The organism is Pantoea sp. C2G6 (assembly GCF_051336815.1).
Classification (GTDB): domain Bacteria; phylum Pseudomonadota; class Gammaproteobacteria; order Enterobacterales; family Enterobacteriaceae; genus Pantoea.
Genome location: NZ_JBGMNJ010000016.1, coordinates 76,944 through 98,999 on the forward strand (window position 1 = coordinate 76,944; position 22,056 = coordinate 98,999).

The 22,056-nt window shown below is 57.0% G+C and carries 21 protein-coding genes; 8 read left to right on the forward strand and 13 right to left on the reverse strand.

Features of this window, described 5'->3' with window-relative positions; all coding sequences use genetic code 11:
- Positions 1–19 precede the first annotated feature (19 nt).
- Together ACCW71_RS17880 and ACCW71_RS17885 are read right to left on the reverse strand one after the other, a co-directional pair.
- Complete coding sequence (locus ACCW71_RS17880; RefSeq protein ID WP_436373689.1) at positions 20–670, reverse strand: hypothetical protein; 651 nt, start codon at positions 668–670, stop codon at positions 20–22.
- 151 nt (positions 671–821) lie between these two features.
- Positions 822–2,381 carry a methyl-accepting chemotaxis protein gene (locus tag ACCW71_RS17885; protein ID WP_436373691.1) on the reverse strand — a complete coding sequence of 520 codons (1,560 nt, stop codon included), beginning with the start codon at positions 2,379–2,381 and terminating at the stop codon, positions 822–824.
- Positions 2,382–2,552: 171 nt separating this feature from the next.
- On the opposite strand from ACCW71_RS17885, the gene ACCW71_RS17890 reads away from it, so the two are divergent.
- The 3 genes from ACCW71_RS17890 to ppa all read left to right on the forward strand — a co-directional run bounded on the left by ACCW71_RS17890 (position 2,553) and on the right by ppa (position 4,105).
- On the forward strand, positions 2,553–2,963 hold the full coding sequence (locus tag ACCW71_RS17890; protein WP_436373693.1) for a lysozyme inhibitor LprI family protein: 411 nt from the start codon (positions 2,553–2,555) through the stop codon (positions 2,961–2,963).
- A gap of 61 nt (positions 2,964–3,024) precedes the next feature.
- Positions 3,025–3,474, forward strand: coding sequence for a DUF441 domain-containing protein (locus ACCW71_RS17895; RefSeq protein WP_436373695.1), 450 nt, complete (start codon positions 3,025–3,027; stop codon positions 3,472–3,474).
- Between the two features lie 100 nt (positions 3,475–3,574).
- Positions 3,575–4,105, forward strand: coding sequence for an inorganic diphosphatase (gene ppa / locus ACCW71_RS17900; protein WP_009087427.1), 531 nt, complete (start codon positions 3,575–3,577; stop codon positions 4,103–4,105).
- Positions 4,106–4,162: 57 nt separating this feature from the next.
- Here the strand turns inward: ppa and ACCW71_RS17905 are convergent, their stop codons facing one another.
- Genes ACCW71_RS17905 through tamA form a run of 3 tightly spaced genes read right to left on the reverse strand, consistent with a single transcriptional unit; the run spans position 4,163 to position 10,001 of the window.
- Positions 4,163–4,516: a gamma-glutamylcyclotransferase family protein gene (locus tag ACCW71_RS17905; RefSeq protein ID WP_436373697.1), complete on the reverse strand. Its 354-nt coding sequence runs from the start codon at positions 4,514–4,516 to the stop codon at positions 4,163–4,165.
- Positions 4,517–4,518: 2 nt separating this feature from the next.
- Complete coding sequence (tamB, locus tag ACCW71_RS17910) at positions 4,519–8,289, reverse strand: autotransporter assembly complex protein TamB (RefSeq protein ID WP_436373699.1); 3,771 nt, start codon at positions 8,287–8,289, stop codon at positions 4,519–4,521.
- Complete coding sequence (gene tamA, locus ACCW71_RS17915; protein ID WP_436373762.1) at positions 8,286–10,001, reverse strand: autotransporter assembly complex protein TamA; 1,716 nt, start codon at positions 9,999–10,001, stop codon at positions 8,286–8,288. The genes tamB and tamA overlap by 4 nt, the downstream gene beginning before the upstream one ends.
- A 460-nt stretch (positions 10,002–10,461) precedes the next feature.
- Between tamA and ACCW71_RS17920 the strand changes: the two genes are divergently transcribed.
- Positions 10,462–11,784 (forward strand): hemolysin family protein, encoded by a 1,323-nt coding sequence (locus tag ACCW71_RS17920; RefSeq protein WP_436373701.1) that lies wholly within the window; start codon positions 10,462–10,464, stop codon positions 11,782–11,784.
- 32 nt (positions 11,785–11,816) lie between these two features.
- Here the strand turns inward: ACCW71_RS17920 and ACCW71_RS17925 are convergent, their stop codons facing one another.
- On the reverse strand, positions 11,817–12,023 hold the full coding sequence (locus ACCW71_RS17925) for a DUF1107 domain-containing protein (RefSeq protein ID WP_003855513.1): 207 nt from the start codon (positions 12,021–12,023) through the stop codon (positions 11,817–11,819).
- A gap of 315 nt (positions 12,024–12,338) precedes the next feature.
- On the opposite strand from ACCW71_RS17925, the gene ACCW71_RS17930 reads away from it, so the two are divergent.
- On the forward strand, positions 12,339–12,896 hold the full coding sequence (locus ACCW71_RS17930; RefSeq protein ID WP_436373704.1) for a YtfJ family protein: 558 nt from the start codon (positions 12,339–12,341) through the stop codon (positions 12,894–12,896).
- Between the two features lie 39 nt (positions 12,897–12,935).
- Here the strand turns inward: ACCW71_RS17930 and cysQ are convergent, their stop codons facing one another.
- Positions 12,936–13,679, reverse strand: coding sequence for a 3'(2'),5'-bisphosphate nucleotidase CysQ (cysQ, locus tag ACCW71_RS17935; RefSeq protein ID WP_436373706.1), 744 nt, complete (start codon positions 13,677–13,679; stop codon positions 12,936–12,938).
- A gap of 293 nt (positions 13,680–13,972) precedes the next feature.
- On the opposite strand from cysQ, the gene ACCW71_RS17940 reads away from it, so the two are divergent.
- Positions 13,973–15,916: a bifunctional 2',3'-cyclic-nucleotide 2'-phosphodiesterase/3'-nucleotidase gene (locus ACCW71_RS17940; RefSeq protein ID WP_436373708.1), complete on the forward strand. Its 1,944-nt coding sequence runs from the start codon at positions 13,973–13,975 to the stop codon at positions 15,914–15,916.
- 44 nt (positions 15,917–15,960) lie between these two features.
- On the opposite strand, the gene fklB is transcribed toward ACCW71_RS17940, so the two are convergent.
- Positions 15,961–16,581, reverse strand: coding sequence for an FKBP-type peptidyl-prolyl cis-trans isomerase (fklB, locus tag ACCW71_RS17945; protein ID WP_436373710.1), 621 nt, complete (start codon positions 16,579–16,581; stop codon positions 15,961–15,963).
- A 218-nt stretch (positions 16,582–16,799) separates the two neighbouring features.
- Between fklB and ACCW71_RS17950 the strand changes: the two genes are divergently transcribed.
- Positions 16,800–17,468 carry an OapA family protein gene (locus ACCW71_RS17950; protein ID WP_436373712.1) on the forward strand — a complete coding sequence of 223 codons (669 nt, stop codon included), beginning with the start codon at positions 16,800–16,802 and terminating at the stop codon, positions 17,466–17,468.
- Between the two features lie 81 nt (positions 17,469–17,549).
- On the opposite strand, the gene rplI is transcribed toward ACCW71_RS17950, so the two are convergent.
- The 5 genes from rplI to yjfP all read right to left on the reverse strand — a co-directional run bounded on the left by rplI (position 17,550) and on the right by yjfP (position 19,958).
- Positions 17,550–17,999: a 50S ribosomal protein L9 gene (gene rplI, locus ACCW71_RS17955; protein WP_436373714.1), complete on the reverse strand. Its 450-nt coding sequence runs from the start codon at positions 17,997–17,999 to the stop codon at positions 17,550–17,552.
- A gap of 39 nt (positions 18,000–18,038) precedes the next feature.
- Positions 18,039–18,266 (reverse strand): 30S ribosomal protein S18, encoded by a 228-nt coding sequence (rpsR, locus tag ACCW71_RS17960; RefSeq protein ID WP_002210155.1) that lies wholly within the window; start codon positions 18,264–18,266, stop codon positions 18,039–18,041.
- A 4-nt stretch (positions 18,267–18,270) separates the two neighbouring features.
- Complete coding sequence (gene priB / locus ACCW71_RS17965) at positions 18,271–18,588, reverse strand: primosomal replication protein N (RefSeq protein WP_436373716.1); 318 nt, start codon at positions 18,586–18,588, stop codon at positions 18,271–18,273.
- A 6-nt stretch (positions 18,589–18,594) separates the two neighbouring features.
- Positions 18,595–18,990 (reverse strand): 30S ribosomal protein S6, encoded by a 396-nt coding sequence (gene rpsF / locus ACCW71_RS17970; RefSeq protein ID WP_436373718.1) that lies wholly within the window; start codon positions 18,988–18,990, stop codon positions 18,595–18,597.
- Positions 18,991–19,208: 218 nt separating this feature from the next.
- Positions 19,209–19,958, reverse strand: coding sequence for an esterase (yjfP, locus tag ACCW71_RS17975; RefSeq protein WP_436373720.1), 750 nt, complete (start codon positions 19,956–19,958; stop codon positions 19,209–19,211).
- A 159-nt stretch (positions 19,959–20,117) separates the two neighbouring features.
- On the opposite strand from yjfP, the gene ACCW71_RS17980 reads away from it, so the two are divergent.
- On the forward strand, positions 20,118–22,049 hold the full coding sequence (locus ACCW71_RS17980) for a methyl-accepting chemotaxis protein (protein WP_436373722.1): 1,932 nt from the start codon (positions 20,118–20,120) through the stop codon (positions 22,047–22,049).
- The last annotated feature ends 7 nt before the right edge of the window (positions 22,050–22,056 follow it).

The window sequence follows — 22,056 nt, forward strand, 5'->3', positions numbered from 1 at the left end:
CTTTTTTATTGATGTGTTATTATCGCATTTCAGAAACATGACTATGCTGGTAATAATTGGCTATCTCTTTTTCAGCCTGTTTGCGCATGCTGCGACTGGCAGGAAAATGGCCTAAGCCACCGAAATAAAACACCATCCCTAAAAGGCATATTAATAATCCAAACATCAAACCTAAAGATATAATCCAGAACCCAAAGCATAGCATAAGCAGGCCGATAGCCAGCAGCAATAAAGCTTCAACGAACCTTACTTTTATTTTATGCTCACTGAAAAACAATTTTCCATCGCTATCAACATCCAGAACATATTGATAGATTGAAAAGTATTTGAAGTTTTTTATCTGACTTGAGTTATCGATAATATTAATGACTTCACGCTGAATAAAACTATTTTTGACACCATATATTTTCTGATTTAACAGGTTTTCATAGCACTTTTCGAGTTGCTTCTGTTGATGCGCTCCAATCACCCCATCCTTAAGCTCATTTTTTATGAAACGTAGTTTATTACTGATCGTATGCTGGAAAAGATGTTCAGCTTTAATATTTTTTGTTAACCAGCGGATAAACCCTACCACAGCAATGAAGACAATAGCAGCACCTATATAGATAGGGTTGCTTTCAAAAGCTGCAATGAGTTTATCGATATTGCTAATCACTAAATTTTCCACAATTTACTCCCGAATATCCATTCTTTCAGACGTTTAACCATATTAACCAATTCGGGAAATGATAGAAATCATGCAGGCAGAGTAATGAGGAGCTTAAAAGGCGAATAAGAGAAGGCGAAATGAGCACACCAGAGTGTGCTCACCATTGTTATTACGCGGTCTGCAATCTGAACTGCGCCATAGTGGCCTGGAGCTGACCCGACTGCGCTTCCAGCGACTGCGTCGCCGCCGTCGCCTGCTCCACCAGCGCCGCGTTCTGCTGCGCCGCCTCATCCATCTGGGTGACCGCCAGATTGACCTGTTCGATACCCCGGCTCTGCTCGTCAGAGGCCATTGAGATCTCTTTCATCAAGGCGGTGACGCGCATCACCTCACCGGAAATTTCATCCATCGTCTCTCCGGCGCGCGTCGCCATCTCACTGCCCTCTTTGACCCGTGACTGGGAATCCCCGATCAGCGTACGGATCTCTTTGGCGGCGTTCGCACTGCGCTGCGCCAGCGTGCGCACCTCGTTCGCCACCACGGCAAAACCGCGTCCCTGTTCTCCGGCCCGCGCCGCTTCCACCGCCGCGTTAAGTGCCAGGATATTGGTCTGGAAGGCGATGCCGTCAATCACGCTGAGAATGTCGCCGATGCGATTGGCGCTGTCGGTAATCTCGTGCATTTTCTCCATCACGTAGCAGACCACTTCCGCGCCACGATCGGCAGTATCTGACACCGCATTAGCCAGCTGATGCGCCTGCTGGGCATTGCTGGCGTTGAGCCGGACCGTCGCGGTGAGCTGCTCCATGCTGGCCGCGGTCTGCTCCAGCGAAGCGGCGGACTCTTCGGTACGCTGCGACAGGTTGACGTTACCGGCAGCCAGTTCGCGGCTACCGATATCGATTTGCAGACTCGCCTCACGCACCTGGCTTACCGACGCGCGCAGCGACTGCTGCATCCCGGCCAGCGCATGATTAAGCCGTCCCAGCTCATTGTTGCTGGCGGGCGGCAGCGCCTGCGACAGATCGCCCGCTGCGACCTGCTCCAGATGCAGAATCGCCAGGTTCAGGGGTTGCAGCAGCATCCGCCGCAGCAGCTGCCAGGCGAGCACCAGCAGCAGCAGGGTTAAGACCATCGCCACCGCAATCAGAATTTTCATTTTGGTTTCGTTATAGGCCGCCTGTTTCAGTTGCGCCTCTGTGACCTGCCCGGCGAACTGACCAAAGTCCTCCACCGCTTTGTTATAACTGGCCGCCAGCGTCGCCAGGTTGCCTTCCAGCAGCTGGTAATATTCATCGGTATATTGCTTATCCAGCGCGCTCATCATCGGCTGGATGCCCTGATCGAGATAGGCTTTGTAACTGCCCGACACCGCATCCGCCAGCGTTTTACCGTGCGCGGTCACCGTACCGGCGTCAACGAAGCGCTTAAGGCTTTGCTGCGACGCCACCACGTCAGCCTGCGCCAGTTTTGTTACGGCAGCGCCCTCTTCCAGCAGGCCAATTTCAATTTTGCGCACCGCCAGCGCCGCATTAGCGCGTGCCCGCATTAAATCAGCATTGCTTTGATAGAGACTGTTTAGCTCGATCCCCTGAATGCGGTTGATCACATCCAGCGAGCGGTTTCCTTTGTTAATTGCCACGATACCCATAAAACTCACCGCCAACAGCAGCAGTGTCATAAATGCCAGCAGTGCCAGCAACCCCGTGCGAAGTGATAACTGTTTCATCTTGATAGTTTCCGTGTATGAGGAAAGGCGAAATGTCCAGCGGCCCTGAAACGGAACAAGTATCGGCCATAACCCTCCGAAACTTTAACCTGGGTTGAGTGTTAACAGCTTGATCATCACGGAAACATCAATCAAGCTGATCACCGCTTGTCCGCTACCCGGAGACTGAGAATGAAAACAGCCGTAGTTCTGACGCTGCTGTTCAGCAGCGCGACGGCAGTGGCGCGGTCGCTGCCCGCCGACGCCGCACTCGATCACTGCCTGAACGACGCCACCACCACCCTCGCCATCAATCAGTGCTACGCCACCGCGAACCAGGCCTGGGACCAGGAGATGAACTGGCAGTATGAAAAACAGATGAAAACCCTGACCGGTGAGGCTAAAAGCAAATTGCGCAACGCCCAGCGCGCCTGGCTGAGCTACCGTGATAGCTGGCTGGCGGCGAGCCGTAGCCAGCTCGCCACGCAAGGCACGCTCGGCAGCGTGGCGCTGAGCGTGCAGGGCCTCAGCCTGGTGCGGAATCAGGCGCTGATGTTGCAGTCACTGGGTAAAGGCAGCTGCGCCAATCCCGACGACTGCTGATTAATAAACGGATCGGGCGCTGGCTGCGGTCAGTGCGCTCCTTCACCTTCAGGGAGAAACCATGGCTGCTTACGCCTCCACCCTTATTCTGGTCGGCCTTGCCGTGCTGAGTTACTTCGTTCACAACAACGCCGTCACCATTTCCATACTGGTGCTGCTGGCGATCAAAATAACGCCGCTGGCCCAGTTCTTCCCCTACGTCGAAAAACAGGGCATTACCTTAGGCATTATCATTCTTACCGTGGCGGTGATGGCTCCGCTGGCCAGCGGTTCGCTGCCCGCCGCCACGCTGCTGAAATCCTTTGCTAACTGGAAGTCGATTGTGGCGATTCTGGTGGGGATTTTTGTCGCCTGGCTGGGCGGCCGTGGCGTGAACTTTATGAGCGCGCAGCCCTCGGTGATCGGTGGCCTGCTGATTGGCACGGTGATTGGCGTCGCCTTCTTCCGTGGCGTGCCGGTAGGGCCACTGATTGCCGCCGGGATTGTTTCGCTGTTTGTGGCGGCGAAGTAGCGTTAGGGCGCATTCCGAAACGCCAAAAAGAGGGCATACTTTCAGAGTCAGTTGGCTATAATAGCCGACACTCAACATACGACTACTGAAGGAATGCCAGATGAGTTTGAACCAGGTGCCAGCAGGTAAAGACCTGCCAGAAGATATCTACGTTGTCATTGAGATCCCGGCGAATGCCGATCCGATCAAATATGAAGTTGATAAAGAGTCTGGTGCCCTGTTTGTAGACCGTTTCATGTCTACCGCCATGTTCTATCCGTGCAACTACGGCTACATCAACCATACCCTTTCTCTGGATGGTGATCCGGTTGACGTACTGGTTCCGACCCCGTATCCGCTGGTGCCAGGCTCAGTGATCCGCTGCCGTCCGGTTGGCGTGCTGAAAATGACCGACGAGTCTGGCGAAGACGCCAAACTGGTTGCGGTTCCGCACACCAAACTCTCTAAAGAGTACGATCACATTAAAGATGTGAACGACCTGCCAGAGCTGCTGCGCGCCCAGATCACCCACTTCTTTGAGCACTACAAAGATCTGGAAAAAGGCAAATGGGTGAAAGTGGATGGCTGGGATAACGCCGAAGCCGCGAAAGCCGAAATCATCTCCTCATTCGAGCGCGCCCAGAAGAAATAATTCTGCCGTCAGCCCGTGAGTAAAAAAAAACACCGTCCAGCTGGACGGTGTTTTTGTTCAGGCCTCTGACTCCTCATCACGCTTCAGCCAGTCACCGCTCATAATGCGCTGGCGTCCTGCCACCGAGCGTTGATAGACATAAAGCCATGCACTGCCAAACGGCGTCTGAGTCAGATAACGTTTGTACTCTCCCCCTTTGGTGCGAAGCGCATCCAGCTCCGCAAGGGTTGAGGCATCAATGCGGTACACTTCACACTGCACCGCTCCCTTGCCCTCTATAACGCCGGGATAATGGCCCAGACTGTAAAGCTCAAAGCCTTCAATCTGGTGATCTCCCAGCCACTGCGCATTGGTCATCCAGTGACTGTTTCCCTGTTTGCGCCGTAAACTGCCGTAGACAATTATTCGCATTGCTAAAACTCAAACTGATAGAGCAAATCGAGAGCCTGATCCACACCGGACACGGCTTCCAGATAGAGTTTAGGCATCAGGCGGTAACGCAAGGTTAACGTCGCCAGTGAATCAAATATGCCAACACCGTATTTTACTTGAAGACCCGGCAGTACATAGCCGCTGACCTGCACCTGCTGGCTGTCGCCAACACCGGCAGTATCAAGGGCCAGGTTACTGACACCGAAGGTCTCCCCGATTTTACCCACAACCTGCCCACTTTGTGCAACCCCTAAGCCAACCAGCGCGGAAGTCAGTGCGTTACTGTCACCGTCGCTGCCGAGCCCCTGACCGCGCAGCAGGTAAGAGAGCGCCTCCTGTTGCGACATCGCCGGGTCGGAGAAGACTTCGGCTTTCGGCTCATCCGCCAGCCCGGTGACGCGCAGCCCGGCGGTGACGTCATCTTCGGTGGCGTCCGGGTTACGAATCGCTTCAAGGTTGATGTAAGGCTGATCCGGCGGACCGGCAAACTGCAACTCACCTTTACGCACGATCAGATCCTGCCCGTAGGCGTGGAAGCGACCCGACGGAATGTTGATCTGGCCGTTTAAGCCCAGCCCGGATTTGTCCTGTACCAGCTTCAGATCGCCATTCAGCTTCGCTTTCAGGCCGAAAGCGGAGAGCCGCACGTCGTTGCCGACGTGGATCACCAGGTTGCTGTTAATCGGGATAGCGGCGGTTTGCGGCTGAATCGGCTTCAGCTGTTTATCCAGCATCACCTCATCCGACGAGACGCCGGTGGCGCTTTCCGGCACCTCCTGCACCGTGATGCGCGCCCACGGAATATCGACGCGACCATCAAGGTTAAAGGCGGCGGGCGTCGCTTCAAACACCAGGTCTGGCGAGACATCCATGCGCACCATCGGCGGCACCGTCACCCGCACCCGACTGCCCTGCGCCGCGACGCGCGCGCGCCAGTTATCCAGCTGGCTCCAGTCGGCGTTACCGCTGAGGTTGATGTTGCCCTGCGCGGTCTGCACCAGCCCGTTCAGGGTGGAACTCATGCCGTTGAATACCAGATTCAGGTTGGCAGCGGTGAGATCGACCGGCATAAAGTTGCCATCCACATCGACCCCGGTCAGGCCAAGCTGACCAAACACCTGCGGCTGCTGCACGCTGCCGCCCAGTCGCAAGCTGCTGTTGAGGTTACCCTTGATCTTCTCGCCCTGCATCAGCGCCGGATTGAGCATCGCCAGCGAAATATTGCGGATGTTGACGTTACCGCCCAGCGTGCGGCGGTTGGCCGGATCGGCGATCTGCACATTGCCATCAAGCTGACCGTTATTGGCGATGCGGATCAGCCAGTCGAGCTGGGCGCGACCGTTACGCAGCGCGGCGTTGAGGTTCAGGGTGTCGAAGGCGATCGGCAGGTTATTGCCCTGCACATCCTGCACCACTTTCACCCCGTTGCCCTTGAGCGCCACGGTGCCGGTCGGCAGCCCACCATCGGCGGTCCAGTTGACGCGCACGTCACCGCTGAACAGTCCGCTGAGCTGGGTGGTGTCCGGCATAAAGGGCTTGATCATCGCCAGGTCAAAGCGATTCAGCACCACATGCGCATGACCGGCAGGACCCGCTTCAACCGGTTCCGGCACACAGAGCTGGGCGTTGGGGTTCTGCCAGCAGTGCGGTCCGATGGTGGCGGTCTGACGGCTGTTGAGATAGTCGATCGCCATCGCCCGGGTCAGTCGCCATTCCCCTACCGGCGTATCAAAGCGGGTATCGTTCAGGGAGCCTTTCCAGCGCTGCGTCTGGCGATCAAAGCTGCCGTTCAGGGCCAGCTGGCCCGATACCGGTTCGCCCTGCACGTTGAGCTTCAGCTGATGCTGATGCTCATTACCGTCCGCATTCAGCGTCAGCAGACGGATAGTGAGCGCATCCTGCTTCAGCTGCTCAACGCGCAGTTGCAGTTTACCCGCCACCTGCTCGCCGGAGCTGACGTCGCCGTTCAGCGTGACGCGATTAATCTGCATCTGCTGCCAGCGCAGGCCACGGCCATTGAGATCGGCCAGCAGCTGCGGAGCTGCCAGCGTACCGCGCGCTTTTATCGTGCCTTTCACTACGCCGCCCAGACCTGGCAGCGCATTGTCGAGCTGCGGCGCGTCAATGCTGGCGTCCAGATCGAGACTCTTGCCCAGCGCCCCTTTCACATCCAGATGGTTACGTCCCAGCGCCAGTCTGATGCCCGGCACCGTCCACTGGTTGTAGCTGTTGCCGGTCAGTGAGCCATCGGCAGTCACCGCGTTCTGCTTCACGTTTCCTTTCAGCTGTAACTGTGGCACGCTCAGCTGCCAGCTGCCGCCATACAGACTGCCGCGGGTAGTGATTTTGCCATCCAGCCGCGCTGGCCAGTCGGGATACTGTTTCGCGGTATTGATCCCCGCCAGCGTCAGCTCACTGCGCCAGCTGATCGCCTTGCTCCAGTCCACCAGCGCGGTGAGGTCGATATTGCCCTGCAACGCGGCAACGCGCAGCCGATCGAGGCTGAACTGCTCAACGTTGCCTTTACCCGCCAGCGTAACGGTCGCCGGTGGCACAGATTCGCCCTTCACGGCGGTGTGCAGCGACATGACATAGTCGGTCGCTTTGCCTTTGAACTGATAATCGAGATTGTCCGCCTGATACTGGACCGCGCCGGTCAGCGGCCAGCGCAGTTGCGGGCTGGTCAGGTGCAGTGACAGCGGCAAGCCGGCCACCGCCAGCTGGGTTGTGGCATCCAGCTGCGCCTTTACCGGACCGGCAAGGTTCAGCGCCAGCTTCAGCTCGTCGCGCATCGCGCCGTTGAGTTTCAGATCGAGCTTTTCACCTTTGATCGGGTCGGTATTGACCGTGCCGTTCAGCGCGAAATCCACCGGCCAGTTGTCCGCCAGCGTCGCCTGGCCGCTGCCGTTAAGTTTGCCGAGGTTTGAGTCGACCTCCAGCGTGCTGAGCTGCATATGGCGATCGGCGGTTCTGGCTTTCAGCAACAAGCGGCTGACCGAAATATCGGTGTCACCGGTAATGCGCAGCTGTTCACCGAGGATCTGCTGCACCTCAATATCCAGCGGCAGACGGAAATCGGGCAGCGCAGGCAGCAGCGGTTGTGCAAACATCGCCTGCAAGGTCTCACCCAGCGGTTTTTCGGCGGGCTGCGGCTGCTGCACTTTCGGCTGCACCACCTGTTCATTCGCCACCTTCGCCGCTTTGGGCAGCGCAATCAGCAGGCTTTGAATGTGGGTCGGGTTCAGCGTCAGCGCACGATCCTGCCATTGCAGGCCGGTGGTGAAGTCGAGCAGCGAGATGGCGGTATCATCAACTTTGACATTGATGTTGTGCAGGCCAAGATGCCGCAGCGTGATGGGATAAGGCGTGCTGAGGTTGGCGTTGCCGCTCTCCTCTTCTTCCGGCTGGGGTGCCGCAGGGGTCATCTTCTTGCTGTCGACCACCACACTTATATCGCTCAGGCTGACATCATTCACACACACCGAGGAGTGCAGCAGGCAGTTGAGATCGACCGCCAGATGGATTTTTCCGGCATCCACGCTGACACCCGGCATCTGATAACGCAGACCGTTGAGCGTCAGGTTACGCCAGCCGCCATCGACCTGTTTGATCGACAGGCCCGGCACCCAGCGCGATGCCCCCTTCAGCACTAAGTGCAGTCCTGGCGTGGTGCCGATTAAAAACGCCACGCCGCCCAACAGCAGCACCAGAAAAATCAGAATGCCGATCAGGACCTTTTTCCACAGCTTCATAGTTCAGGCCCCAGTCCTACGTAAAATTGCAATCCATGTTCCTCGTCATCCCCAATCGGACGGGCAATATCAAATTTGATCGGCCCGACCGGTGAAGACCAGCGCACGCCGACGCCCGCGCCGGTTTTAATATTGCTCTGCTTGATGTCGTCGACCGCTTCACCCGAGTCGACAAACACCGCGCCCCACCATTTGCCGCTGACGTTGTACTGATACTCCAGCGAGCCGGTGGCGAGTTTAGAGGCGCCGGTCAGTTTGCCATCGTCGTCGCGTGGTGAGATGCCTTTATATTTGTAGCCGCGAATGCTGCGGTCGCCGCCCGCGAAGAAACGCAGATCCGGCGGGACTTTTTCGAAGTCGTTGGTTTCGATCCAGCCCAGGTTGCCGCGCGCCACAAAGCGATGGCTGTCGCCCAGAGTGCGGATCCAGACGTTCTGCGCCTGCATGATCAGGAAGTCGACGTCCGATCCCCAGGTGGTATCAGAGACGTCGACGGAGTAGCGCTGGGAATCCCCCCAGGTCGGCATCAGCCCGCCGCGCGAACGGGTGCGGTTTACGCTGACGCCGGGATAGAGCAGCATCGTGGTGTTGGTGACGCTCCCCTGGGTAAAGTGGTCGAGGCTCCAGCGCAGGTTAACCGCCTTCTGCCAGCCGCTGCTGCTGTCCCAGTTGCGCGACATCGCCAGGGTGGTGGTGTCCGCTTTGGTGTCGTTGAGGTCGGTGCGCTTCAGACCGCCCGAGAAGGTGTAATACTGCTCCAGCGGGCTTTTCAGCAGTGGCACTTTGTAACTCAGATCGACCTGCTGTTCAGGCGCAGAAATGTAGGCGCTGGCCGCCAGGCTGTGGCCGCGATCATTGACCCACGGCTTTTTCCAGGTGCCCTTCAGGCGGGGGCCGACATCGGTTGAGTAGCCCACCCCGGTCTCAATGGTGTTTTCGGTGCGCGGCGACACCACGGCACTCAGCGGCAGGACTTTGGTCTGTCGGCCCTTGCTGAACTCCGGGGCGACCACCACCGAGTTAAACCAGCCGGTGGCGGAGAGACGACGGTTCAGCTCGGCCAGGTCACGCGAGCTGTAGAAGTCACCCTCTTTAAACGGCACCAGGTTTTGCAGATACTCTTCGCGGATCTGCGAACCCTCGAAGGTGACATCGCCAAAGCGATAGCGCTCGCCGCTGTCGTAGTCGATGTCCCAGAACGCTTCACGCCGCTCCACCGAAACACCGAGCTGGCTCTTTTTAAAGGTTCCGTCGAAGTAGCCATTACGCAGCGCGAGATTAGAGAAGCCGCTTTTGAATTTGTCATACGTGCCGTGGTTGAGCTGGCTGCCCACTTTGGGGCGTCCCTGCGCGACCCAGGCTTTGTAGTCGGCGTCGTTGCGCGCATCCCCTTCAACAACAATGCTGCTGCCGCCAATTTTAACCGGCTCACCTGGCGTCACGCGCGCCACCAGCACCGGACGGCCACCCTTTGCGGGCGCAGGACGGGATTCAAAATCGATCTCTGGCTCGTAATAGCCGAGCGCGCGCAGCCCCTCTTTTATCGCGACAGAGACCCGCGCACGAAAACGGCCATCGTTGGAAACCTCATCGCTGCCGATGGTGGACAGGCGCGCTCTGACATTTTTTTGCAGATCCCCGGTCAGACCTTCTACCTGTAACCGCACGGTCGCCGCCTCAAGGGCGGGCGCGGCAAGCAGCAGGCTGGCCATGCAATAAACATAAAATCGTGGCACCTGTACTCCTGTTAAATCATGCCGGCCCCTTTTCCGCGGGGCGCTTATTAATCATCTTTGCCCGCACCAGCGCGACGGCAACACCCTCATCATAGCCGCACTTTATGCTAATCGGCGGGGCAAAATCGACATCTAAGTCAAATACCGGGCTATTGTCGGTAAATGAGGCGGTCGATACAACAACCGCGGCGAGGAATGATCGCCGCGACCGCAAGTGGTTTGCCCTCTGGCGGCCCGGTGAGGGCACCTGCTATAATCTGCCACCACAGGCATTTCGCCTGTTTTCATTTCTGCCCCGACATTGTCTCTCCTGTCGAACTGGCGCAGACATTTTTGGCACGGATAGCCCTGTATCACGGGTCAGCAGATCACTCCCGATCGCGCCTGTACGCTGCCCAGGCCAAAAATGACAAGTGGATAACCCTTTGGATCTCTTATGTTAGATAGCTTACTTGTCATCCTGTTACTGATCGTCATTAGTGCCTTTTTTTCCCTCTCGGAAATCTCGCTGGCGGCCGCCCGCAAGATCAAACTCAAACTGCTGGCTGATGAAGGCAATATCAACGCGCAACGTGTGCTGAAGATGCAGGAAACGCCGGGCATGTTCTTTACCGTGGTGCAGATTGGCCTGAATGCGGTGGCCATCCTCGGGGGTATCGTCGGTGACGCCGCCTTCTCGCCCGCCTTCAGCAGCCTGTTTAACCGTTTTATGGCCCCGGAGCTGGCGGAACAACTTAGCTTTATCTGCTCCTTCACCATCGTCACCAGCCTGTTTATCCTGTTCGCCGATTTAACCCCAAAGCGGGTGGGTATGATCGCCCCGGAGACCATCGCGCTGCGCATTATCAACCCGATGCGTTTCTGTCTGCTGCTGATGCGTCCGCTGGTGTGGCTGTTTAACGGTCTGGCCAACGTCTTCTTCCGCATCTTTAAACTGCCGATGGTGCGTAAAGATGACATCACCTCCGACGATATTTATGCGGTGGTGGAGGCGGGTGCGCTGGCCGGGGTGCTGCGTAAACAGGAACATGAGTTAATTGAGAACGTGTTTGAGCTGGAGTCCCGTACCGTCCCCTCCTCCATGACCTCGCGCGAAAATATCGTCTGGTTTGATCTGCATGAAGATGAGAGCAGCCTTAAAACCAAAATCGCCCAGCATCCCCACTCTAAATTCCTGGTGTGCAGCGGCGATATTGACCATATCGTCGGCTACGTTGACTCGAAAGAGCTGCTGCTGCGCGTGCTGGGCAACCAGAGCATGGCGCTGAATAGCGGCCTGCAAATTCGCTCGGCGCTGATCGTGCCGGATACGCTCACCCTCTCGGAAGCGCTGGAAAGCTTTAAAACCGCCGGGGAAGATTTCGCGGTGATCATGAACGAATATGCGCTGGTGGTGGGCATTATTACCCTGAATGACGTGATGACCACGCTGATGGGTGATCTGGTCGGCCAGGGCATGGAAGAGCAGATTGTGGCGCGCGACGAGAACTCGTGGCTGGTGGAGGGCGGTACGCCAATTGATGATGTGATGCGGGTGCTGGATATTGACGACTTCCCGCAGTCCGGCAACTACGAAACCATCGGCGGCTTTATGATGTATATGCTGCGTAAGATCCCGAAGCGGACCGATTTTGTGAAGTTTGCTGGCTACAAGTTCGAGGTGGTAGATATTGACAGCTATCGCATCGACCAGCTGCTGGTCACCCGCATTGACGAACGACCGCCGGTGCTGAGCATGACCAAAAGCGACGACGAATAGAAAGACTAAGGGCGCCATCGGCGCCCTTGCTGTTAGTTGAACTCAAGTTTCAGACGAACCACCTGGCGGTTAATTTCTGACATCACGCTCAGATGCTGTTTGTCTTTGACGCGCGGGATTAACACCTTCCCTTTATCGAACTCAAACGCGCCGACATCCTTGATATACAACCTTCCTTTGAACAGCGTTTTGACATATTTCGCTATCTGTAGCGGATTATAGCGCTGGAAGATCTTCATACTGACTAACTCCTGTACCATTTTAAGCACGCTTCGCCGTTACCAAATTAGGTTTCAGCCCATGAAGCGCGAATTCGGGGATAACTATAGAACACACCACAGCAGTGTTGTGCCGAAAAGTGACTTTTTTTACTGAATTGACACATCATTACAGAACACTCTGTTATTACGTTCACGCAACACAGTATAAACCTTCATAGGTTAAGGAATTGTGGCGGCGATAACAAACCTGACACCTTTCCAGGACAGGCGCATCATCCCTGTTTACTATTACAGTAAAATGACCCACTGGTCTGATCACTTAAGGAAAGCGCAATGCGAATAACTCTGGCAGCGATGATGCTGTCGTTACTGATCCCGGCGAGCGTAACGGCACATGATCTGAAACAGAACCTGCGGGTACCGGCAGTCGGCGTCAATGACAAAGGCGAGCTGTTATTCCAGCACGAGAAGTTTAGCTATAAAAACTGGAATAGCGCGCAGCTGAGCGGAAAAGTGCGGGTGATCCAGCATATTGCCGGTCGCTCATCCGCCAAACAGATGAACGCGGCACTGATAGAGGCGATCAAGGCCGCGAAGCTGCCCCATGACCGCTATCAGACCACCACCATCATCAACACGGATGATGCGATCCCTGGCACCGGCATGTTTGTGCGCAGCAGCATTGAAACCAATAAGCAGCAGTATCCCTGGTCGCAGTTTATCGTCGACAGCAACGGCAATGTGCAGCACGCCTGGCAGCTGCAATCGGCCAGCTCGGCCATTGTGGTGCTGGATAAACAGGGAAGAGTGGCGTTTGTGAAAGAAGGTCCGCTGACGCAGCAGGAAGTGACCCAGGTTATCGCCTTAGTCACTTCGCTGCTGAAATCGTAGCGGCGATACCGGGGCGGGAGGAGCGCTCCCGCCTGCGGGTTAAAACAGGGAAACGCGGAAGCCGGGGTTAAGGAAAGATTCACGCGGCGCATAGTCCAGGGTTTTGCCCTGCCAGTCATGCACGTGCGCCCCCGCCGCCATCGCCACCGCGTGGCCCGCGCCGGTGTCCCAGATATTGGTCGGTCCGAAGCGCGGGTAGAGCTGGGCTTTCCCCTCCGCCACCAGGCAGAACTTCAGTGAAGAACCGGTGGCCACCGTCTGATGCTCACCCAGCTGCTTCAGATACTGCTTCATCTCATCGTCATCACCGTGCGAGCGGCTGACCACCACCAGCGGCGGCCGGGCGTCACGCACATGGATCTGCTCACGCTGACCGCCCTCCTCTTTCCACGCCTTACCTTCCGCCGCGGAGTACATCACGCCCAGTACCGGCGCGTAGACCACACCCATCACCGGTTTGCCCTGCTCAATCAGGGCGATATTGACGGTGAATTCGCCGTTGCGCTTGATGAACTCTTTGGTGCCATCCAATGGGTCGACCAGCCAGTAGCGCTGCCAGTGCTGACGGACTTCCCAGCCAGGCGGGTCCTCTTCTGACAGCACCGGTATCTCTGGCGACAGCTGCTTCAGCCCTTTCAGAATGACCTCGTGCGCCGCGATGTCTGCGGCAGTCACCGGCGAATCGTCCGATTTGTGAGAAACGTCAAGCGGCGCGGCACCGTTGTAGACCTGCATAATCGCGTCGCCCGCTTCGCGTGCCAGTTGGCAGATTTGCTCTAACATTTTTCACCTCGTTGTCTCTACCTGTGCAGGATCAGCTCAGCGTCAGATAGTGATATTTTAGCAGTTCCGCCTGGTGTGCCAATCGGCAGCGCGTCAGGCGGATCAATTTATAAATATATCAATATCATAGTTGACCGTTTATCGCCACGCCTGCGCCGCCGCGTCCTGTTCAGCGCCTCACGGGCTACTGACCGATGCGCCAAAACGTTATACCCATCACGATTTAAAATGACCATCCAGCAGGCTTTTACATTATTTTGAGAGCCTTAATCTCTTTTGCAGCAGGAGCAAGCATGTTCAAGCCTGGAATGGTGTTACTGGCCCTCAGCGTTTCCCTCGGTGTACAGGCCGCGACGGTGGATTTACGGATACTGGAAACCACCGATCTGCACAGTAATATGATGGATTTCGACTACTACAAAGATACCCCCACCGAAAAATTTGGCCTGGTGCGGACCGCCACGCTGATCCATGCCGCCCGGCAGGAGGTGAAAAACAGCCTGCTGGTGGATAACGGCGACATCATTCAGGGCAGCCCGCTGGGCGACTACATGGCGGCGAAGGGGTTAGCGAAAGGTGAGATCCATCCGGTCTATAAGGCGCTGAATACCCTTGATTACAGCGTCGGCAACCTCGGCAATCACGAATTTAACTACGGTCTGCCCTACCTGAAAAAAGCGCTGGCCGGGGCCCGCTTCCCCTACGTGAACGCCAACGTGATTGACGTGAAAAGCGGCAAACCGCTGTTTACCCCCTACCTCATCAAATCCACCACGCTGGTGGATCGCGCCGGTAAATCGCAGACTCTGAAGATCGGCTATATCGGCTTTGTGCCGCCGCAAATCATGGTGTGGGATAAAGCGAATTTACAGGGCAAAGTCCGGGTTGATGACATTACCGAAACGGCGCGTCGCTATGTGCCTGAGATGCGCGCCCAGGGTGCCGATCTGATTATCGCCATTCCCCACTCCGGGCTGAGCAGCGAGCCTTATCACGCGATGGCGGAGAACTCGGTGTACTATCTCAGCCAGGTGGAGGGCATCAACGCCATTCTGTTTGGACATGCCCATGCGGTCTTCCCCGGTAATGATTTCGCCGCGATTAAAGGGGCGGATATTGCGAATGGCACACTGAACGGTGTCCCGGCGGTGATGCCGGGCATGTGGGGCGATCACCTCGGCGTGGTTGACCTGGTGCTGAACAATGACAATGGCCACTGGCAGGTGAGCAGCGGCAAAGCCGAGGCGCGGCCGATTTATGATACCGCCGCCAAAAAATCGCTGGCCGCGGAAGATCCGGCGCTGCTGAAGGTGCTGGCGGAGGATCACCGTGCCACGCGCGCCTTTGTGGCGAAGCCGATCGGCAAGTCCGCTGACGTGATGTACAGCTATCTGTCACTGGTGCAGGACGATCCGACGGTGCAGATCGTCAACAATGCGCAGCGCGCTTACGTAGAGCATTTCATTCAGGGCGATCCCGACCTCGGCCATCTGCCGGTGCTCTCGGCTGCCGCGCCGTTCAAAGCGGGTGGCCGTAAGAACGATCCCGCCAGTTATGTCGAAGTCGAGAAAGGGCCACTGACCTTCCGCAACGCCGCCGATCTCTATCTCTACCCCAATACGCTGGTGGTGATGAAAGTCAGCGGAGCCCAGGTGAAAGAGTGGCTGGAGTGTTCCGCCGGCCAGTTTAATCAGATCGATCCGCACAGCAGTAAAACCCAGTCGCTGATCAACTGGGATTTCCGCACCTACAACTTCGACGTGATCGATGGGGTAACCTACCAGATTGATGTGACCCAGCCTGCGCGCTATGACGCGGAGTGCCAGCTGATCCATCCTGACGCTTCACGTATCCGTCAGCTGAGCTGGCAGGGCAAGCCGATCGATCCGCAGGCGACCTTCCTGGTGGCGACCAATAACTATCGCGCTTACGGCGGTAAGTTTGCCGGCACCGGCGATAAATATATCGCTTTCGCCTCACCGGATGAGAACCGCTCGGTGGTGGCAGCCTATATCAGTGCAGAGACGAAAGCACACGGTGAAGTGCAGCCAAAGGCGGACAATAACTGGCGACTGGCACCGATTACCTCCTCAACCCCGCTCGATATTCAGTTCGAAACGGCACCGGGTGCTAAAGCGACCGGGTTTATTCAGCAGCATGCGCAATATCCGCTTCAGCCGAAAGGGAGCGATGCAATTGGCTTTGCGCTGTGGCAGGTTAATTTACAGCAGAAATAAGGCGGGAGAAAACGCTGCAACCCGTGGGTTGCAGCGTTCAGCGATTACAGAATTTCTAGCAGTTCAACTTCGAAGATCAGGGTGCTGAATGGTGGGATAGAGGCACCGGCTCCACGCTCACCATAGGCGAGGTTCTGCGGGATCACCAGTTCCCACTTCGAGCCGACCGGCATCAGGGTCAGCGCTTCGATCCAGCCAGCGATCACGCCGCTTACCGGGAACTCTGCTGGTTCGCCACGGGCAACGGAGCTGTCGAACACGCTGCCGTCGATCAGTTTGCCGGTGTAGTGCACGCGCACGCGATCCTGACGAGACGGGATCGGACCGTCACCCTGCTTAATCACGCTGAATTGCAGACCTGATTCGGTGCTGCTCACGCCTTCACGCTGCGCATACTCTTGCAGGAACGCCTGACCTTCTGCCGCCATCGCTTCGGTACGCTCACGACGCACGCCTTCAGCGCGCTCATGGACTTCACGCAGTGCACGATGGACCACATCAACCGGAACGGCCGGTGAGTTCCCTTCCAGCGCGTCGCGCAGGCCCGCGAGCAGTGCTTCTGGTTGCAGCCCCTGCAAACCAGACTCCAGCAACTGCTGGCCAACCTGTAAACCAATACCGTAACTTGCTTGTGCTTCGACGCTGTCGAAAGAAGGGGTAGTCATCTTCGTTCCTTTCACTCTCGGATAAATTCGAAACGGCAGCATAGCAGCGCAGGCCGCTGGCGTAAAATGCCCTGCGCCGCAGATGACTTTTGCCGGCGAAAGAGAAACAATAACCGGGTCAGATTTATCAATGCTGGCAGGCACTTCGCGCCGGTATTGCCCATACTATAACTGTTGACGGGATTTTCCTGTCTGAAGCACAAGAGAAGAGAGAAAACATGGGCCAGATTGCCCCACGACGCCGCAGGATGCGCGCACCCCACATTGTATCCCGGTTGCAGAGCTGGCTGGCCGCACGTAAGCCAGCGCAACCTGCCGGAGAGGAGAACCCCCGCATGGCTTCAGACGCTTCATCCCGCCTGCCGGCATGGCTTCAGCGTATCTGGCATTTTACCGACCACCTCAGCTGGATGGCGCCGCTGCCTGCGCCACACCGGCGTGGCATCGTTATCGCCCTGCTGGTGATGCTGCTGGCTTTCCTGTGGCCCACCAGCACGCCGCGCTATCCGGTGGAGCGTACGGTCACACCGTCCGCGGAGAAAGAGGTGCCGATGCAGGCGGATATTTATGACAACAGCACCCGGCAGCCGTCACAGTCGCAGCAGACGCCAAAGGCCGATTCTCAGGGCGAGTGGCGTAACCTGACGATCGCCTCTGGCCAGACGCTGGCGCAGCTGTTTCGGGATAACAATCTGCCCGCCAACGATGTCTTCGCGATGGCGCGCGTGGAAGGCAGCGATCAGCCGCTTAGCTCACTGAAAAGTGGTCAGCAGATTAAAATTCGTCAGGATGCAGAGGGCGTGGTCACAGGGCTGACCGTGGATGGCGCAAACGGTCCGGTGCTGTTTACCCGCCAGCCGGACGGCAGCTTTATTCGGGCACAGTAAGCTGTGGCGAGCTGAGCGCAACGGATAAAAACAAAAACGCCGGCACAGGGCCGGCGTTCTGGTCGTGCTCAGTAATAAAAATTACCCAGCAACAACATTCACAGTCAGTTTAGCGAAGACATCGCTGTGAACCTGGAAGTCCACTTCATGCTCACCGGTAGTGCGCAGAACGCCGTTCGGCAGACGAACTTCGCTCTTAGCCACTTCAACGCCAGCTGCGGTTACTGCATCAGCGATGTCGCGGGTACCGATTGAACCGAACAGTTTACCTTCATCGCCTGCTTTAGACGTGATGGTAACGGTGCCCAGTGCATTGATTTTCTCAGCGCGTGCAGTTGCAGCAGACTGAACGTCAGCCAGTTTGGCTTCCAGTTCAGCACGGCGTGCTTCGAAGAACTCAACGTTTTTCTTGGTAGCAGGAACAGCTTTGCCCTGTGGTACCAGGAAGTTACGAGCGTAGCCCGCTTTAACGTTAACCTGATCACCCAGGCTGCCCAGGTTTGCTACTTTATCAAGCAGAATAACTTGCATTACCTTATCCTCTTAAAGTCGTTAATGGACAGTTGCCGATTACTGATGACGATCAGTGTACGGCAGCAGAGACAGGTAACGCGCACGCTTGATGCAGCGAGCCAACTGACGCTGGTATTTTGCACGAGTACCGGTGATACGGCTCGGGACAATTTTACCGCTTTCGGTAATGTAGTTTTTCAACGTTGCGATGTCTTTGTAATCGATCTCAACAACGCCTTCCGCGGTGAAACGGCAGAACTTGCGACGACGGAAATAACGTGCCATTAGGCTAGTCTCCAGAATCTATCAATTCAATCTGCTCGGCATGGAACACCACTTTGCTCTGGCCATTGCGTGCCTGATGGCAACTAATGAAACCGTCGAGTGTGAGTTGCGTGCCGACCGTTATATGTTGAGTAATCACCTGATGGTCGCCGCCGCTGATAATAACCGGCATACGACACCAGGCTTGCCGGTGAAACCCGGCCTCCTCCTGCACTGAGCGGTGCTCAAGCACAAACTGACAGTGCGGAATTCCTGACGGGCTAACTCTTCTGACCGGTGTCTTGCACACAGTGCCAGACAGGCGAAGTCGATTAACCGTCACGATGGATTACTCTTCAGAATCCCCAGCATCTGACTCATCAGCGGATTCGTTAGCAAAATCTTCGCGACGATCACGACGCTCATCTTTCGCTTTAACCATCGGTGATGCTTCAGTTACCGCGTTTTTAACGCGCATAACCATGCTACGGATAACGGCGTCGTTGAAGCGGAAGTTCGTTTCCAGCTCATCGATCGCTTCCTGCGGCGCTTCAACGTTCATCAGAACGTAATGCGCTTTGTGCAGTTTGTTGATCGGGTAAGCCAGCTGACGGCGGCCCCAGTCTTCCAGACGGTGGATCGTGCCCTGTGCACCAGTGATAGCACCAGTGTAACGCTCGATCATGCCCGGAACCTGTTCGCTCTGGTCAGGATGAACCATAAATACGATTTCGTAATGACGCATCGAAATTGCTCCTTACGGATTATTCAGCCTCCTGTCGGGGTCAGCCGCGGCCCATGGAAGCAAGGAACGTTATAGGCTGTGTCCCACAAAAGTTCGCGCTGGCGAGCGCTTGTGGGACACAGCCTGAGAATGCGGCTGAAAAATTGACGGCTAAGCATACAGGCGGTGGGGGTCAAACTCAAGCGCGCATTTGAATAAATCGCCGGACGGACGGCGGGCTAGAGCTGCTGTTCGAAAAAACGCACCAGCGCGGTCAGCGCCGAGGGCGTGATCTTATGCCCAATCTGCTCTTCCGCCAGTGAGGTCAGATGGTGCGCCTGCCCGCTGTCCCGCAGCGCCCTCTCCAGACGCTGACTCTCCGCGTACGGCACCACCTCATCCGCTTCCCCATGCCATAACAGCAGCGGACGGTTGGCCAGTGCCTCCAGATGGTTACAGGGATCATACTCCGCCAGCGGTGCCATGCGGGCGGCAAACTGCGCCTGCTGCTCTGGCGTTACCGCCTCCAGCGGCGGAAACAGCGACTGGCTGAGCTGCATAAAGTAACCTGAGCCCATCATGCAGGCGACGCTGTGGATCTGCGGATAACGCGCCATCGCGCCCAGCGCGGTCATGCCGCCCATCGACGCGCCCGCCACCCCAAAGCGCTCGCCCTCAATCAGATCGGCCGCACGCAGCGCCGCCTCCAGCTGCGGCAATTCATCAATGTTCTGTTTCAGGATCTCCCAGAAACGGCGGAGGCGGGTTGCGGCATCCCCCTGATAACGCGCGCCATGCAGCTCCGCGTCTGGCATCACCGCGCGAAAGCCCGCCTGGGCCAGGGCGACGGCGAAATAGGCGTAGACCTCCTTTGAGGAGGTAAAGCCGTGATAAAACAGCACGGTCGGCAGCCGGCTGTGGCGCTGGCCTGCGGGCGTCGCGTGCAGGCACTCAATGCCAGCCAGCGTTTCAGTGGTGAGTTCAATCATATTCTCTCCTGACAAAGGGCGGGACACGCCCTGCCAGTGTACGTTCTGCCGCCTGATTTGCGAACCGGTTCACCGCCCACGGCGGCAGGAAATGAGCCTAAACTTTTTCCCTTTTCTGCCGTTGATGGTGTATCGCCCTCTTTTGATCAAAGGTAATTTATGAAGCGTCTCTCTCTCAGCGGACTGAGCCTTGGGGTTAAGCTGTCTGTATTGACGTCTCTCAGCGTCGCACTGCTACTGCTGGTACTGACACTTACCCAAAGCCACACCGCCTCCCGCCAGCTGGAAAATCTCGCCATCGATGATATGCACAATCAGGTGCAGGGCATCAGCGAAATGACCACGATGTTCAATGCCACGCTGACCGAAGAGGTGGGCCACTATACCAACCTGTTTATCAGCTTCTTACCCAAGCGTTTCAGCATTGATGAAACGTCGCGGGTACAGGTCGGCAGCTTTTCCACGCCGGTGCTGCGCGCCGGATTAAAAACCCTGAACCTCGATCAGATCGCGGTGGATGAATTCACCGAACGCACCGCGGCGGTGGCGACCATTTTCGTGCGTGACGGCGATGACTTTATCCGCATCTCCACCTCGCTGAAAAAGCAGGATGGCAGCCGGGCTATCGGGACGCAGCTGGATCGCAGCGGAGCCGCCTGGAAAAGCGTCCATCAGGGTGAAACTTATCAGGGTCTGGCGACGCTGTTCGGCCATCGCTACATCACCCAGTATCAGCCGGTGAAAGATCAGAACGGCAACGTGGTCGCCATCCTGTTTGTTGGTGTCGGCATTGATAAGCAGTATGCGCTGATGCGTGAAAAAATCCTGTCACGCCGGCTGGGTGACAGCGGCCACTTCTTTGTGCTTAACGGCGCCCCAGGCCCGACGCAGGGGCAATACCTGTTTGATCAGCATAACGAAGGCAAGCAACCGGCGTGGGACAGCGCTATCCAGCAGCAACTGCTGACCCAGCCGAAAGGGATGCAGCAGGTGGAGATTAACGGTGAACCTAAAATTCTCGCCTGGCAGCAGTTGCCGGGCTGGAACTGGGTGATCACCGGTGAAGTCAACCGGGACAGCCTGCTGGCACCCATTACCCACAGCCGTAACCTGTTCCTGCTCACCGGACTGACGCTGGTGGTGGTGTTTGCGCTGGGCTTTGTCTGGTACAGCCGCCGGGCGATTACCCGCCCGCTACAGCAGGTGATCCATCTGGCGGAGCAGTACGCCGCCGGTAATCTCCGGGTGCATCTCGACACCGCGCGTCGTGACGAGGTGGGTCAGCTGATCAGCGCGATTAACGGCATTGGCGATGGTCTGGAGAAAATCGTTGGTCAGGTGCGCGGTGCCGCGCAGGAGATCAGCGAAGGCACCGATACCATCGCCGCCAGCAGCCATAACATCAGCGAGCAGATTGGCCGTCAGGCCAGTAGCGTCGAACAGACCTCGGCCAGCATGGAGCAGTTTGGCGCGACGGTGGAGCACACCGCCGACAGCCTGCGCCAGGCGATGACCCTGGTGGCCGAAGCCAGCGATATTGTAAGCCGGGGTAGCCAGACCGTGGTGCGCTCGGTAAATACCATGTCGGCGATTAAGGTTTCCTCCCAGAGCATCGCGGATATTACCCATGTGATCGAATCGATCGCCTTCCAGACCAATATCCTGGCGCTGAATGCCGCGGTGGAAGCGGCGCGTGCCGGTGAGCAGGGACGCGGTTTCGCGGTAGTGGCCGCCGAAGTACGGGCGCTGGCACAGCGTTCGGCGCAGGCCGCCAAAGAGATTGATGGATTGATCTCCACCTCCATCGGCAAAGTGGCGGAGGGCCATCAGCTATCGGAGCAGACCCACGAGGCGATGTCCCACATTGTGAGCCATATCGAACAGGTACAGGCGCTGATGGGCGAAATCAACGTGGCGGCGCAGCAGCAGGCGGCGGGTATTGGTCAGGTGAATCTGGCGATGAACCAGATCAGCCAGGCGACCCATCAGAACAGCGAACTGGTGGCTCAGGCAGAGGGCAGCGCCCAGAACCTGAGCGATAAAGGTCATCACCTGACCCAGCTGGTCAGCGTTTTTAGCCTGAAATCCTGACGCCCTT

Bases quoted from the DNA above. Each gene is read 5' to 3' on its own strand.
- fklB (WP_436373710.1), bottom strand. From the start codon at position 16,581: ATGACTACCCCTTCTTTCGACAGCGTCGAAGCACAAGCAAGTTACGGT.
- rpsF (WP_436373718.1), bottom strand. From the start codon at position 18,990: ATGCGTCATTACGAAATCGTATTTATGGTTCATCCTGACCAGAGCGAA.
- rpsR (WP_002210155.1), bottom strand. From the start codon at position 18,266: ATGGCACGTTATTTCCGTCGTCGCAAGTTCTGCCGTTTCACCGCGGAA.
- ACCW71_RS17895 (WP_436373695.1), top strand. From the start codon at position 3,025: ATGGCTGCTTACGCCTCCACCCTTATTCTGGTCGGCCTTGCCGTGCTG.
- tamB (WP_436373699.1), bottom strand. From the start codon at position 8,289: ATGAAGCTGTGGAAAAAGGTCCTGATCGGCATTCTGATTTTTCTGGTG.
- ACCW71_RS17940 (WP_436373708.1), top strand. From the start codon at position 13,973: ATGTTCAAGCCTGGAATGGTGTTACTGGCCCTCAGCGTTTCCCTCGGT.
- cysQ (WP_436373706.1), bottom strand. From the start codon at position 13,679: ATGTTAGAGCAAATCTGCCAACTGGCACGCGAAGCGGGCGACGCGATT.
- ACCW71_RS17885 (WP_436373691.1), bottom strand. From the start codon at position 2,381: ATGAAACAGTTATCACTTCGCACGGGGTTGCTGGCACTGCTGGCATTT.
- ACCW71_RS17925 (WP_003855513.1), bottom strand. From the start codon at position 12,023: ATGAAGATCTTCCAGCGCTATAATCCGCTACAGATAGCGAAATATGTC.
- ACCW71_RS17930 (WP_436373704.1), top strand. From the start codon at position 12,339: ATGCGAATAACTCTGGCAGCGATGATGCTGTCGTTACTGATCCCGGCG.
- rplI (WP_436373714.1), bottom strand. From the start codon at position 17,999: ATGCAAGTTATTCTGCTTGATAAAGTAGCAAACCTGGGCAGCCTGGGT.
- tamA (WP_436373762.1), bottom strand. From the start codon at position 10,001: ATGGCCAGCCTGCTGCTTGCCGCGCCCGCCCTTGAGGCGGCGACCGTG.
- ACCW71_RS17920 (WP_436373701.1), top strand. From the start codon at position 10,462: ATGTTAGATAGCTTACTTGTCATCCTGTTACTGATCGTCATTAGTGCC.
- ppa (WP_009087427.1), top strand. From the start codon at position 3,575: ATGAGTTTGAACCAGGTGCCAGCAGGTAAAGACCTGCCAGAAGATATC.
- ACCW71_RS17950 (WP_436373712.1), top strand. From the start codon at position 16,800: ATGGGCCAGATTGCCCCACGACGCCGCAGGATGCGCGCACCCCACATT.
- ACCW71_RS17890 (WP_436373693.1), top strand. From the start codon at position 2,553: ATGAAAACAGCCGTAGTTCTGACGCTGCTGTTCAGCAGCGCGACGGCA.
- ACCW71_RS17980 (WP_436373722.1), top strand. From the start codon at position 20,118: ATGAAGCGTCTCTCTCTCAGCGGACTGAGCCTTGGGGTTAAGCTGTCT.
- ACCW71_RS17905 (WP_436373697.1), bottom strand. From the start codon at position 4,516: ATGCGAATAATTGTCTACGGCAGTTTACGGCGCAAACAGGGAAACAGT.
- yjfP (WP_436373720.1), bottom strand. From the start codon at position 19,958: ATGATTGAACTCACCACTGAAACGCTGGCTGGCATTGAGTGCCTGCAC.